This window comes from Brenneria populi (assembly GCF_036016195.1).
GTDB lineage: Bacteria > Pseudomonadota > Gammaproteobacteria > Enterobacterales > Enterobacteriaceae > Brenneria > Brenneria populi.
Window position 1 is genome coordinate 65,786 of the sequence record NZ_JAYWTM010000009.1, and the last position, 13,519, is coordinate 79,304.

A 13,519-nucleotide genomic window follows, 5' to 3' on the forward strand; every position below is an offset into this window, starting at 1 on the left:
TATTCGTTAATATCGGTAATTTTCTATGTGTTGCAAACGGCGGCGCTTAGAACAAAAGTAATAAAAATCATACGCAAACCCGCGGTTCGTCAGCCCGTACTCCGCCTTGGGCCGCATTGTGAGGATATTTTTCCCGACGGAGCGTTTATACTGTGCGCTATGGCTTTTCTTTCCCGTTTACTGTGTTTTCTGAGGCGTTGAGGTCGCCGCGGGTCGGCACGGGGGAATAAAAAAGCATTAACCGATTTTTCTTATAAAATATCTCACCCGCAAAGCAAGAGAGCCTAATGCTAAGTTACCGCCACAGTTTTCACGCCGGCAATCATGCCGACGTGGTGAAACACACCGTTCAGAGCCTGATCGTCACCGCGCTGAAAGAGAAAGAGAAACCCTTCCTGTATCTGGATACCCACGCGGGCGCCGGGCGTTATCAATTGAGCGGCGAACATGCGGAACGCACCGGAGAGTATCTGGACGGCATCGCCAAAATCTGGCAGCGCGACGACCTTCCCGCCGAACTGGAGCCTTACATGCAGGCGGTGCGCGCCTATAATCATAACGGCCAGCTGCGCTACTACCCCGGCTCGCCGCTGATTGCCCGCCAGCTGCTGCGCGAGCAGGATAAAATTCATCTGACGGAGCTGCATCCCAGCGATTTTCCGCTGCTGCGCAACGAATTTCAGAAAGACGCCCGCGCCAGAGTGCTGCGCGAAGACGGCTACCAGCAGCTGAAATCGCAGCTGCCGCCGCTGTCCCGGCGCGGCTTTATTCTTATCGACCCGCCGTATGAGTTGAAAACCGATTATCAGGCGGTGGTGAAGGGGATTCAGGAAGGGCACAAACGCTTCGCCACCGGCGTGTTCGCGCTGTGGTATCCGGTGGTGCTGCGCCAGCAGATCAAACGGCTGCTGAAAGAGCTGGAGGCCACCGGCATCCGCAATATTTTGCAGATCGAACTGGCGGTATTGCCGGATAGCGATCGGCACGGCATGACGGCTTCCGGGATGATTGTGATCAATCCGCCGTGGAAGCTGAAAGCGCAAATGGAGAGCGTACTGCCCTGGTTGCACGGCGCGCTGTCGCCGGCCGGCACCGGGCACGTCGGCGTTGAACAGATCGTGCCCGAGTAGCGCGGCGAAATGCGCCGACCCGCGCCGCGGTTTTTTCCTATTGCAATCATAGGAACAACCTTTGCGGCGCGCCGGACGCCGACGTTACACTTTAAAAAACTATTTACCCAAGTATGGATATTGTGATGACTAAACACTATGACTACCTGGCAATTGGCGGCGGCAGCGGCGGGATCGCCTCGATCAACCGCGCGGCGATGTATGGGAAAAAATGTGCGTTGATCGAAGCGAAATATCTGGGCGGTACCTGTGTCAACGTCGGCTGCGTGCCGAAAAAAGTGATGTGGCATGCGGCGCAGATTGCCGAGGCGATCCGCCAATATGGCCCGGATTACGGTTTTGACGCCACGGTTAACCGCTTTGACTGGGAAACGCTGATTAAAAATCGCAGCGCCTATATCGACCGCATTCACCAGTCATACAACAATGTGCTGGGCAAAAATAAGGTTGAAGTGATCCGGGGATTCGCCCGCTTCGTCGATGCGCGCACGGTGGAAGTCAACGGCGAAAAAATCACCGCCGACCATATTCTGATCGCCACCGGCGGCCGTCCGGTGCGGCCCGATGTTCCCGGCGCCGAATACGGCATTGATTCCGACGGCTTCTTTGCCCTGGAGGCCTTGCCGAAACGCACCGCCGTCGTGGGCGCCGGCTATATCGCGGTGGAAATCGCCGGCGTGGTGCACGCGCTGGGTTCGCAAACGCATCTGTTTGTGCGTAAGCAGTCGCCGCTGCGCAGTTTCGATCCGCTGATCGTCGAGACGCTGGTTGAAGTGATGAACAGCGAAGGGCCGACGCTGCATACCGGTTCGATCCCGAAAGCGGTGGTGAAAAACGCCGACGGCAGCCTGACGCTGCGGCTGGAAAACGGTAAAGAACAGACCGTCGACTGCCTGATTTGGGCCATCGGCCGCACGCCGGCGACGGATAACCTGAACCTGGAGGCGGCCGATGTCGAGCGGGATGATAAAGGCTATATCCGGGTCGATCGCTTCCAGAATACCAACGTCCCGGGCATTTACGCCGTGGGCGATAACACCGGCGCGGTCGAGCTGACCCCGGTCGCCGTCGCCGCCGGCCGCCGTTTGTCCGAGCGTCTGTTTAACAACAAGCCCGATGAGCATCTGGATTACAGCAACATTCCGACCGTGGTATTCAGCCATCCGCCGATCGGCACCGTCGGGCTGACCGAGCCTCAGGCGCGCGAGCAGTATGGGGAGGGCAAGGTGAAGGTGTACACCTCTTCGTTCACCGCCATGTACACCGCCGTGACGCAGCATCGCCAGCCGTGCCGTATGAAGCTGGTCTGCGTCGGCAAAGAGGAGAAGATCGTCGGCATCCACGGTATCGGCTTCGGTATGGACGAAATGCTGCAGGGCTTCGCGGTGGCGCTGAAGATGGGGGCGACCAAAAAAGATTTCGACAACACGGTGGCCATCCACCCGACGGCGGCGGAAGAGTTTGTCACCATGCGCTGACTTTCAGTCGACAACCCGCGCTTATTAATCCGCTTAACGGCGTTCGCCTTGAGCCGCAACGGTAGCCGGACGGCATAGTCCATCCGGCAAACCCGCGGCGATTGGCGGCGCAAAAAGGTCATGATAAGGCCGCATCCGCTTTGCTTGGGTCACCAGCGATATTTTAGGGACGCGGTGATATTCCTCTCTTGTCCCAAATAGCAGTAGCCTTCATTGCAGACGGTGTCGCGATGATCGGCAATATTGCGCGCGCTGAGGGAGACCGTCAGCCCATCATATTTTTTGACGATGGCACCGAAATTATAGCTGAGCGTAGCGTCAAGATAATAAGCGGCGTCATTCTTGGTCGTGTTGGCCGTACTGGTATAATTCGAGCCGGTATACCGCAGGCCCGCGCCGGCCGACAGGCCCGGTATTAAGCCGCTGGCGGCGAAGGTATGGTTCACCCAGAGGCTGGCGGCGTGTTCAGGGGTGACGGCGGGCGAATTTCCGTCATCGTCTCCGGCCGTAATCCGGGAGTGAGCGTAGGTGTAAGCGGTAATAATGTCCCAGCCGTCGGCGATATCGGCGCGGGCTTCCAGCTCGACGCCTTTGTTCGTTACCTCGCCGAGCGCACGATAGGTCAGCGCCGTCGCATCGACCAGAACCGGCTTGTTCTTCTCCACGAGATGGTAAGTTGTGGCCGACAGCAGGATGTTCGAGCCGGGAGGCTGGTATTTCATCCCCAGTTCGAACTGCTCGCCTTTGGTTGGCGCCAGAATATCCCCCGATGCCGAGCGGTTAGCCACCGGCTCGAACGAGGTCGCATAGTTGGCGAATGGCGAGAAACCATTGTCGAAGGCGTAAAGCAGGCCGGCCTGCGTGGTGAAGGCGTCTTTTTTCAGACTTTCGTCGATGGGAACGCCGCTGCTCGGATAGAGGCCGGTACGGCTCTGTTCGACCCAGGTGTGGCGTCCGCCAAGCGTGAAATGCCAATTGCCGAGCGCGATCTGATCCATGGCGTAAAGCCCGCTCTGCCGCAAATCCGCATTGCTCTGATAGTAGCCATATCCCCCTGTCGGGCCGGACACGCCGTAACTCGGGTTGGCGATGTCGAAGTCGAAGGCGGAATCGACGGCGCCGTATCCATACGCGACGGAGGAGTCGATGTCCGTGTAGTCGAAGCCGGTCAACAGCGTATGGGAAAGCGCGCCAGTATCGAACGCCCATTCCAACTGCGTGTCCACCTGGAAAACATCCAATTCGTCGCGGATCTCCCACGGATAGCGGTGAGCGACCGTTCCGGTCCAGTGGCTTACGCTCAAATACTGGCCGTGCAAATTGAGGTGCGAATAGCGCAGGTTCTGCCGGAAGGTCACCAGGTTGTTGAAGTTGTGTTCAAACTCATACCCGACCTGTTGCTGGCGGGTCTTCTGGTGGTCGTATTCCGGATCGCTGGACCTAAAAGGTCGCACCTGGCCGCTTGCATCGGTGATTGCGCTGACCGATGCATCGGATTCGCTGTTTTGAACCAGGCTGTATACCGTGAGGCTGGTCCGATCGGATGGTGTCCAGGTCAGCGACGGCTGGAGAAAATAGCGATTATCGGCGATGTCGAAATTCGTTTCGCCCTCCCGCGCCAGACCGACGAGACGATAGGATAGATCGCCGCTGTCGCTCAGCGTGTCGGCCACATCGAAGGCGAACTGCTTACGGTTTTTGGTACCGTAAAGTATCCCCGCTTCGCGAATACGGCTGCCGTCGGCAAATTTCGAAACTTTATTCACGATGCCCGCCGGCGTTCCGGCGCCATAGAGTACCGAAACCGGCCCTTTAACGATTTCCGTACGCTCCAGCGAATAGGGATCCGTCCGGAACATGCCGTAGTTCAGATAAGGTTGTCGCAGGCCGTCTTTGTAGTCGCCCATTGTCGTCGCGCTGTAGCCGCGGATGTAGATCTGATCGAAACGGGGATCAAAACCATAGGGGCCCGTCGTTACGCCGGCGGAATAGCGGACGGCTTCGACGGTGTCCTGAACGCCGCGCTGTTCCATCTCCCGCCTGGTGATAACGGACACGGAACGGTCGGTCTTGATAAGAGGCGTATTCAGCTTCGTAGCGGCGCGACTGTCTCTGGCGACGGTCGTGGCGTTATCATCGCCAGCGGCGTTGGCCTCGACCACTATCGTGTCGCGCCCCGTCGGGTCGGCGGCGGTTTTTTTGCCGTCGGCATCCAACGGATCGGCCGGAGCCGCATAGTCGCTCTCCGATGCCGCTTGGGCATGCGCCGAGTGGGGGGCAAATCCGGCGGTAAAGATGAACATAGACGGCAACAGCAGTGAAAATCTGGTCATGGCTTGGTTATAGGCAAGTACCCTGCAACGCATATGTACTCCGAAAATTCAAAGAGATAGATTTAGGTTGTTGACGTTGTTGGTTCGGAGCGTCGATGAGTCGCCCTAATCGGCGGCATGGCGAAAGAAAAGTCGATATCGCCTTCAGCGAAGGCCGCATGACCTGGTCAGATTCGGTTATTCAGAACATATCCGTCTGCCGTAAGAGAAAATATCGCCGCGAACCTGCAACCGCGTAGATGACAGGTATCTACTATCTACATGAAAAAATTAGAATTGTATTTATTTGCAGGCTAATGAGCCGGAGTATACTATCCATTGAATCTTTATGTAAATAATTTTCATTCGTATTTTATGCCGATCGGCATCAGCGACACCGCCAGAGAGACGCTAAGCGCGCCTTTGGGGGAGTAACGGTAACGCGGGTGAAATAGGATTCGAACCCGGCCGGGGGAACGCGCGTTGTCCCGACGTATGATGGACTACGAGAATTTGACGGCAAAAAACCGACCGGCGCATTGCGCCGGTCGGTAGGGGCGGGTGTTTCGGCCTGCGCGATTACGCCAGGTCAAAGCGATCCAGCATCATCACTTTGTTCCACGCGGCGACGAAATCCTGCACGAACTTCGCCTGGGCGTCGGCGCTGGCGTACACTTCCGCCAGGGCGCGCAGCTGCGCGTTGGAGCCGAACACCAGGTCGGCGCGCGTTGCGGTCCACTTCACTTCTCCGCTGTCGCGGTCGCGTCCTTCATAGAGGCCGGCGCCGTCCGCAACGGCTTTCCACGCGGTGCGCATATCCAGCAGGTTGACGAAGAAGTCGTTGGTCAGCGTGCCCGGCCGCCGCGTAAAGACGCCGTTGGCGGAGCCGTCGGCATTGATGTTGATGGCGCGCAGGCCGCCTATCAGCACGGTCAGTTCCGGCGCGCTCAGCGTCAGCAACTGCGCCTTGTCGATCAGCGCCACCTCGGCCGGCGTCGCCAGTCCGGCCATCTCGTAGTTGCGAAAGCCGTCCGCGGCCGGTTCCAGCTTGGAGAAGGAATCGACGTCGGTCTGCTCTTGAGAAGCATCGGTGCGGCCCGGCGTAAAGGGGACCGTCACCTTCTGGCCGGCCGCCTGCGCCGCCTGTTCGATCCCGGCGTTGCCCGCCAGCACGATCAGATCCGCCAGAGACACCTGCTTACCGCCGCTCGCTTCCTGATTGAACTCGCGTCGGATGGCTTCCAACGCGCCCAGCACTTTGGCCAACTGTTCGGGCTGGTTGACTTCCCAGTCTTTTTGCGGCGCCAGGCGGATGCGCGCGCCGTCGGCGCCGCCGCGCTTATCGCCGCCGCGGAAGGTGGAGGCCGAAGCCCAGGCGGTGCCAACCAGTTCGGAGACGCTCAAACCCGCTTCCAGCACTTTGGCCTTAAGCGTCGCGGCGTCCGCCTCGTCAATCAGCGGATGATTGACGGCGGGCAGCGGATCTTGCCAAATCAGCTCTTCCCGCGGAACTTCCGGGCCGAGGTAGCGCGAGCGCGGCCCCATGTCGCGGTGGGTCAGCTTGAACCAGGCGCGGGCGAACGCTTCGGCGAACGCCTGCGGGTTCTCCAGGAATCGGCGTGAAATTTTCTCGTAGATCGGATCGACGCGCAGCGACAGGTCGGTGGTCAGCATGGTCGGCTTGCGCTTTCTCGACGGGTCGTGCGGGTCGGGAATGATCTCCTCGGCGTCCTTAGCCTCCCACTGGATCAGGCCGGCCGGGCTGCGGGTCTGGACCCACTCATATTTGAACAGGTTTTCGAAAAAGTAGTTGCTCCACTGCGCCGGCGTCTGCGTCCAGACGACCTCCAGGCCGCTGCCGATGGCGTCGCCGCCGTGGCCGGCGCCGTAATCGCTGGCCCAGCCAAGCCCCTGCGCCTCCAGGCCGGCGGCTTCGGGGTCCGCCCCTTTATGCGACTCCGGCGCCGCGCCGTGGGTTTTGCCGAAGGTGTGGCCGCCGCCGATCAGCGCGACGGTTTCCTCGTCGTTCATCCCCATGCGCGCGAACGTCACGCGGATGGCGTGGGCCGCCGCCGCCGCATCGCCGCTGGCGTTCGGGCCTTCCGGGTTGACATAGATCAGGCCCATCTCGGTGGCGCCGAGATTCGCGTCGAGCTTATCGGCCGGCCGGTGGGAGGCCCAGGTGGTTTCGGAACCCCAGTTGACGTCCAGATCCGGCTCCCAGGTGTCTGCGCGCCCTCCGCCGAAACCGAAGGTGCGGAACCCCATGGTTTCCAGCGCCACGTTGCCGGTCAGGATAAACAGGTCGGCCCAGGAGATCGCCTGGCCGTATTTTTGCTTGATCGGCCACAGCAGGCGGCGGGATTTGTCGATATTGACGTTGTCCGGCCAGGCGTTCAGCGGGGCGAAACGCTGCTGACCGCGCCCGCCGCCGCCGCGGCCGTCGGCGGCGCGGTAGGTGCCGGCGCTGTGCCACGCCATGCGGATAAATTGCGGTCCGTAGTGGCCGAAGTCGGCGGGCCACCAATCTTGCGAATCCGTCATCAGCTTGCGCAGATCGTTCTTCAGCGCCTGATAATCCAGCTTCTTGAAGGCTTCGCGATAGTTGAATGTCGGGTCGAGGGGATTCGAGCGAGATGAGTGCTGACTCAGCAGATCGACGCGCAGTTGATTCGGCCACCAGTCGCGGTTGGTGGTGCCGCCGCCGGCGAGGCCGTGTTTACCGGCGGCGTCGTGTGAAAATGGGCACTTTGCTTCAGTTGACATAATATCCTCTACCTTGTTCTGAGTAATCGGCTATCCGGTCTCGTCGGGCTGCCGGATTCCAGATGATGGGCACGACAATGCTTTTACTGACGCGGTTCGGTAATGCCGTCCGCCGTTTCCGCGCGGCCGTCGTCTGCGGCGCCGGTTGCGGCGGTCTGGCTGCGTTGACCGACGTCGTCCGTGGGGCGCTTCGGTTAACGCTGGATTCATCTTAGAGTTTGTCTGGTTATAGATAAAATCGAATACAATTAACATTGCAATAGGAGGGGGCTATCTAAACGGCCCGGGGCGGCGGGAAGCGCGAACGGCGCCGCCCGAAGCGGCGCTGAATGTGGTGCGCGAAGGTTGAAGATGCGGCGGGCCGCCTTTATAACGTGACGCCGCTTTTAAAGATCGCCAGTTCGCGAAAGTCATTCACTTCGTTGCATGCGGGTTTGCCGTTGGCAATCGCTACGATCAGATCGACGAACTCCTGCAACAGCGTATCCATATCGACGCCGTGGATCAGCCGGCCGGCGTCAAAGTCTATCCAATGCGGTTTTCTCGCCGCCAGCTCGCTGTTGGTGGCCAGCTTGACCGTCGGCACGAAGCCGCCGTAGGGCGTGCCCCGTCCGGTACTGAATAGCACCATATGGCAGCCGGCGCCCGCTAATGCGCTGGTGGCGACGGCGTCGTTGCCGGGAGCGCTTAACAGGTTCAATCCGGCGGTTTTTAGCCGTTCGGCGTATTTTAATACATCAACCACCTGACTCTGCCCGGCCTTCTGGGTACAGCCCAGCGACTTTTCCTCAAGCGTGGTGATGCCTCCGGCCTTGTTTCCCGGCGAGGGGTTCTCATAGATGGGCTGATGGTGGTCGATGAAGTATTGCTTGAAATCGTTCACCATGCTGACGGTTTTGTCGAATGTCTCCGCGTCGCGGCAGCGGCTCATTAAGATCCGCTCCGCGCCGAACATCTCGGGCACTTCGGTCAATACCGAGGTGCCCCCGTTGCCGATCGCATAGTCGGAAAAGCGTCCCAGCAACGGGTTGGCGGTAATACCGGACAATCCGTCGGAACCGCCGCACTCCAAACCGAACTTTAACTCGCTCAGCCAGCCAGGCTCGCGCCGGTCCTGCCGCATCGCCTGGTATAACGACTGTAACAGCGCCAGACCGACCGACACCTCGTCGTCCTGCTGCTGACACACCATGAATCGCACCCGCTGAGGATCGACATCCCCCAGCGTGTTGCGAAAGGCGTCCACCTGGTTGTTTTCGCAGCCCAGGCCGATCACCAGTACCGCGCCGGCATGCGGATGGTGAACCATATTCTGCAGCATGGTTCGGGTGTTGTCGTGGTCGTCGCCGAGCTGCGAACAGCCGAACGGGTGGCTAAACAGATAGACGCCGTCGATTCCCGCGGTCTCGGGGTGGGCGCGTAAAAAGCGCTGCTGGATTTGCCGGGCGATGCCGTTGACGCAGCCCACGGTCGGGACGATCCACAGCTCATTGCGAATGCCCACCGCGCCGCCGGCTCGGCGATACAGCCGTATCGGCCGATCCGGCAACGGCGCCGGCAGTACGCCGGGCTGCGGCCGGTAGGTATAGCTATCCAGATCGCTCAGATTGGTTTTGGCGTTGTGCGTATGGATATGTTCGCCGGCCGCGATCGCGCTCAGGGCATGGCCGATAGGCAAACCGTATTTCATGATGTGCTGTCCGGCCTGTAGCGGGATCAGGGCGCATTTATGCCCGCGGGCCACCGGCGACGCCAGGATGAGCGTGCGGCCCTCAACCTCGACCCGTTCGCCGCCGGCGAGGTCGCGCAGTGCGACGCCGACATTGTCCAGCGGATGTATTTTTATCATATCTTGCATGGGAGCACCTTAACGACAAGCGGCCAAAGCAGCGCGCATCCCCTGAGTTTGGATATCCTGCAGCCGGCGGGCGACGGTTTCCGTCAGCTGTGGAACCGTATTCAGATCCGCGCCCCAGTGTTCGCGGTCGGCCAGCACGCTTTGCGCCAGGTCGCCGAGCGTGGCGGCGCCGGCATCGACCGCCTGCCAGAGGGCGGCGAAGCGATCGAGCCAGCGGGCGTCGTCCTGTAAGGGGTAGCTCTCGTCCCGGCGTTTGCCGCGATAAAACATCAATAGCGCGGCGAGGGCGAAGGTCAGACGCGGCGGCAGCCGATGGTTCCTGCGCTGATAAGCCAGCAGCTGCGGCAAAATTCGGGTGCGGAATTTGGTCATGCCGTTAAGGGCGATGGCGAGCAGCTGGTGTTGGATAAACGGGTTGCGGAACCGGCTCAGCACCGCCAGGGCGAAGTCGCGCAGCTCTTCCGGCGGCAGATCAAGCACCGGGACGATCTCCTGCGCGATCGCCTGTTCGACAAGCCGGCTGATTTGCGCGTCGTCCATCGCTTCGCCCACGGTATTCAATCCGGCCAGAAACGCCACCGGAACCAGCGCGGTATGGGCGCCGTTCAAAATCGCCACCTTGCGTTCCTTATACGGTTTGATGTCGTCGACAATTCGAATGTTCAGCGGGTAATCATCCAGATGCAGCGCTCGCGCCAGCCACTGCGGCCCCTGAATAACAAACAGATAGAAATGTTCGGCGGTATCAAGAAACGCATCGCGGTAGCCCAGCCGCCGCTCCAGCGCCGCCGCCTCATCGCGCGGGTAGCCGGTGACGATTCTATCGACCAGCGTAGAGCAAAACGTATTGTGCGCGCTCAGCCAATGTACGAACGCCTCTCCCAGCCGCCACTGCCGGGCGTAGCGCAGCACCAGCGTTTGCAGCGCTTCGCCGTTATAGTCGATCAGTTCGCAGGGCAGTATCACCCACCCCTTGTCCGCCGCGCCGTCGAAATGCCTGAAACGCTCATAGAGCAGACGGGTCAGTTTGGCGGGGAAGCTGGCCGGGGGCGCGTCATCGAAGCCGTCCTGCTCCAGATAGCCGATCCCGGCTTCGGTGGTGTTGGAAAACACCCAGCGCATCTCCGGATTGCGCGCCAGCGCTAAATACTCCTCAAACTGCTGATAAACATTAATTTCCCGGTTGACCGAGCGAATAATCCGCGCCTCGCTGACGCTGTCGCCATGCGGGTTTAGGCCGCGAATAATCGTGGTATAGAGTCCATCCTGGGCGTTCAGCGAAGGGGGCGCGTCGCTGTCGATCGGCCGGACGATCACCACGCCGGCATTGAGGGCGGTGTGCTCATTGAGCAAATCCAATTGCCAATCGACGAACGCGCGCAGAAAGTTTCCCTCGCCGAATTGGATGATTTTTTCGGGATGGCGGCGGCCGGGAAAATCGTGACGATTCAGCGTTAACATAGCGATATCCTTAAGTGAAAAGCGTTATCGGGATGGCGTCCCGAGAGATGATGGGGTCGCCATGATTCAGAACTGAATCACGCCCTTGATGAGCGCCCTGTTCTTCACCACGTCCGTTTCATACACTTCGGCCAGCGTATGAAAATCAAAGCGATGCGTGAGCATCATGTCCGCGGAGAGTTTTCCCGCCGCCATTAAGCGGCCGACTTTGGCGAAGTCCTCCTCGGTGGCGTTGCGGCTGCCCATCATCGTGGTCTCTTTTTTGTGGAAGTCCGGATCGGCAAAGCTGAGATCGCCTTTGAACAAGCCGACAAAGACGATGCTGCCGCCGTGGCGGATGAGGTTAACGCTGTTATTCATCGCATGCTGGTTGCCGGTGGCGTCGATGACCTTTAGCGGCAGCGCGCCCGAGAACGCCTCACGCAGCTGCCGTTCGAATGCTTCTGCCGCGGGGTCCAGGGTGGCGATCTCCAGTTTCTCTGCCACATGGCGGCGGCGTTCGGCGCTGGTGTCGGCCATGACCACCTGCGCGCCGTCGGCCTTGGCGATGGCCGCCACCCCCAGGCCGATCGGCCCGGCGCCGACCACCAGCACCTGTTCGTCGGGTTGAACGGCGGCGCGGCGCACGGCGTGGGCGCTGATGGCGAAAGGTTCGATCAGCGCGGCGGATACCGGATCGACGTCATCGACGATCAGTAAATTCTGTACCGGAACCGTGAGGTATTCGCAGAATCCGCCGTCCTGATGTACCCCGATGACCGAAATATTTTCACAGCAGTTGGTTTTGCCGCTCAGGCAGGAGCGGCACCGGTGGCAGGCGACATAGGGAATAACGGCAACCCGTTGACCGGCATGCATATTGTGCACGTTATTTCCCAGCGCGATCACTTCGCCGCAAATTTCATGACCTAAGACGCGCGGATAACTGAAAAAAGGCTGATTGCCGCCCCAGGCATGAATATCCGTACCGCAAATACCGACGTTTAAAATCTTGATTAACGCCTCGTCATCTTTAGGTATCGGCTGTTTCCGCTGTTGATAAACCAGTTTTGTCGGTTCCTCGCAAACCAGCGTTTTCATGGTATTTATATTTTTCATAAAAAAATCCTCGTGAAGGGTGGATTCTTTTATTAAATAAAAAAACGGTTTCGGGCTATGCCTTAGAAATTATTTGTGAGTCGCCGCTTAATATTCAGCTTTAAATTAGTTTTAAATGAATAAAAAGCCAAAGGAGCCATAATGAGCCGCACGCAAAATCTTCGTCATAACGTGATCAATCAGATGATCGACGGCATCAGTAAAGGACATATCCGCTCGCCGCTTCCTTCGCAGGCGGCCCTGGCGGAAATGTATAACGTCAGCCGCACCACGGTGAACCATACCCTGAGCTATTTGCATCGGCAGGGGGTATTGGAAAAAGTGGGCGGCAATTATCTTATCATTCGCGATCCCACGGAGGATGACGGCTTCGACAGCGTCAGCCAGCCGCTCGAAGAGCAGACCCGCGTATTTGAACGCGCCTTTTTCCATATGATTAATCAGCGAAAATTACGCGCGGGCGACAGTTTTTCCGAATTGCAGCTGGCGCGGGAAGCGATGGTCAGCCCGATAGTGGTGCGCGAATTTTTACTGCGTTTTTGCCGCTATAACCTGATAGAGAGCATACGCCGCGGCCAGTGGCGCATGAAAAAATTCGATAAGGAGTATGCGGAAAAGCTGTTTGAACTCAGAGAGATGCTTGAGACTCACGCGCTGAATAAGTTTATGAATTTGCCGCCGGATGATGAACGCTGGCTACAGGCCAAAGAGCTGCTCGGCCGGCACCGTCAATTGCGTGAAACCATCGGCGATAACTACCGCACGTTCTCCCAGCTTGATCAGGCCTTTCATAAGTTAATCCTATCGGCGGCGAACAATCCGTTTTTCAACCAGTCTCTTGAGATTATATCGGTAATTTTTCACTTTCATTATCAATGGGATGAAAGAGATTTGAAACAGAGGAACATTATTGCCACCGATGAGCATATGGCGATACTGAGCGCGTTGATCTGCCGCAACGACCTCAATGCGATGCGCGAAATGCGCCAGCATCTGGATAGCGCCAAGCAGTCTATGCTGCACTCCATCAGTCAGTATGCCGACTAGCCGGCGCGTCGCGGCGCTTTTTATGCCGCCGGCGCCTTATGCTGGATATGACGAACTATTTGTTACTAATGCATTGATATGTATCGATAATTTTATCCAGCCCGTCCATGCGTAAAGACTCCGCCGGGCAAAAAAACCGATAAAAAGCCGATTAAAAGCCGATTAAAAACAGCAAAATATTAAACGCTGCACGAATCTGCGACAAAAAGGCGCGATGCTGATAATTATCCCTCTATTCTCAAACGCACCGGATTGTGTTTGCGCAATGAGGTGAAAATTAACAACGGAATAGGTGAAAAAGTTTTAGCCTGAGCGTTATCGAATTAACAAATCGGTCGTCATGGTAAACGTTTTTAACCATTTTAATTC

9 protein-coding genes are annotated in these 13,519 nt (G+C 58.4%); 4 read left to right on the forward strand and 5 right to left on the reverse strand.

Features of this window, described 5'->3' with window-relative positions; all coding sequences use genetic code 11:
- Window positions 1–287 precede the first annotated feature (287 nt).
- Window positions 288–1,130 (forward strand): 23S rRNA (adenine(2030)-N(6))-methyltransferase RlmJ, encoded by an 843-nt coding sequence (locus tag VSX58_RS11915; protein ID WP_327618276.1) that lies wholly within the window; start codon window positions 288–290, stop codon window positions 1,128–1,130.
- A 125-nt stretch (window positions 1,131–1,255) separates the two neighbouring features.
- Window positions 1,256–2,608 carry a glutathione-disulfide reductase gene (gene gorA, locus VSX58_RS11920; protein WP_327618277.1) on the forward strand — a complete coding sequence of 451 codons (1,353 nt, stop codon included), beginning with the start codon at window positions 1,256–1,258 and terminating at the stop codon, window positions 2,606–2,608.
- A 149-nt stretch (window positions 2,609–2,757) separates the two neighbouring features.
- Here gorA and VSX58_RS11925 read toward each other — a convergent pair whose 3' ends face one another.
- The gene (locus VSX58_RS11925; RefSeq protein WP_327618278.1) at window positions 2,758–4,974 is read right to left on the reverse strand and encodes a TonB-dependent siderophore receptor; all 2,217 of its coding nucleotides are present in this window, start codon (window positions 4,972–4,974) and stop codon (window positions 2,758–2,760) included.
- 525 nt (window positions 4,975–5,499) lie between these two features.
- Window positions 5,500–7,686 (reverse strand): catalase/peroxidase HPI, encoded by a 2,187-nt coding sequence (gene katG / locus VSX58_RS11930; protein WP_327618279.1) that lies wholly within the window; start codon window positions 7,684–7,686, stop codon window positions 5,500–5,502.
- A gap of 62 nt (window positions 7,687–7,748) precedes the next feature.
- Here katG and VSX58_RS11935 point away from each other — a divergent pair, with 62 nt between their 5' ends.
- On the forward strand, window positions 7,749–7,901 hold the full coding sequence (locus tag VSX58_RS11935) for a hypothetical protein (protein ID WP_327618280.1): 153 nt from the start codon (window positions 7,749–7,751) through the stop codon (window positions 7,899–7,901).
- A 152-nt stretch (window positions 7,902–8,053) separates the two neighbouring features.
- Here the strand turns inward: VSX58_RS11935 and VSX58_RS11940 are convergent, their stop codons facing one another.
- From VSX58_RS11940 to VSX58_RS11950, 3 genes are all read right to left on the reverse strand, one after another.
- Complete coding sequence (locus VSX58_RS11940) at window positions 8,054–9,544, reverse strand: UxaA family hydrolase (RefSeq protein ID WP_327618281.1); 1,491 nt, start codon at window positions 9,542–9,544, stop codon at window positions 8,054–8,056.
- Between the two features lie 9 nt (window positions 9,545–9,553).
- Window positions 9,554–11,005, reverse strand: coding sequence for a tagaturonate reductase (locus tag VSX58_RS11945; RefSeq protein WP_327618282.1), 1,452 nt, complete (start codon window positions 11,003–11,005; stop codon window positions 9,554–9,556).
- 66 nt (window positions 11,006–11,071) lie between these two features.
- Complete coding sequence (locus VSX58_RS11950) at window positions 11,072–12,094, reverse strand: zinc-binding alcohol dehydrogenase family protein (RefSeq protein ID WP_327618403.1); 1,023 nt, start codon at window positions 12,092–12,094, stop codon at window positions 11,072–11,074.
- Between the two features lie 150 nt (window positions 12,095–12,244).
- Here VSX58_RS11950 and VSX58_RS11955 point away from each other — a divergent pair, with 150 nt between their 5' ends.
- Window positions 12,245–13,150, forward strand: a complete 906-nt coding sequence (locus VSX58_RS11955) for a GntR family transcriptional regulator (protein ID WP_327618283.1) — start codon at window positions 12,245–12,247, stop codon at window positions 13,148–13,150.
- The last annotated feature ends 369 nt before the right edge of the window (window positions 13,151–13,519 follow it).